The 640-nt window shown below is 73.2% G+C and carries 1 protein-coding gene; it reads left to right on the top strand.

The window, feature by feature from the left end; translation table 11 throughout:
• Positions 1–640 (top strand): GH36-type glycosyl hydrolase domain-containing protein (locus AC1DU6_RS34490; RefSeq protein WP_477862983.1); only part of this gene is annotated, 640 nt, incomplete at both ends.

Consider the following 640-nt stretch of genomic DNA (forward strand, 5'->3'; position numbering starts at 1 on the left):
GCCGCATCTGGGCGCGCGCCGGCTTCTACCAGGCGGGCGGCGCCTTCGGCTTCCGCGACCAGCTGCAGGACGCCATGTCCCTGGTGCAGCACGCACCCGAGCGCCTGGCCGCGCAGATCCGCCGCCACGCGGCCCACCAGTTCCCGCCCGGCGACGTGCAGCACTGGTGGCATGAGCCGGCCGGTGCCGGCGTGCGCACGCATTTCGCGGACGACCGGCTGTGGCTGGCGCTGGCGCTGGCCTTGTACGTCGAGCGCACCGCCGATACGTCGCTGGCCGACGAGATGCTGCCCTTCCTGCAGGGCCGCCCCGTGCCCGAGGGCGCCGAGGACATCTACGAGGTGCCGGCCATCAGCGACGAGCAGGCCAGCATCTACGAGCACGCCGCGCGCTCCATCGATGTCAGCCTGCCCGTCGGCGTCCATGGCCTGCCGCTGTTTGGCACGGGTGACTGGAACGACGGCATGAACCGCGTCGGCGCCGACGGCAAGGGCGAGTCGGTGTGGATGGGCTTCTTCCTGTGCGCCGTCATCGACGCCCTGCACCCGCTGGCCATCGCCCGCGGCGAGCAGGCCCGCGCGGCGCGCTGGCGCCAGGCACGCGACAAGCTGRCCAAGGCCCTGGACGCCGAGGCCTGGGA

The organism is Roseateles sp. P5_B10, from assembly GCF_056400485.1.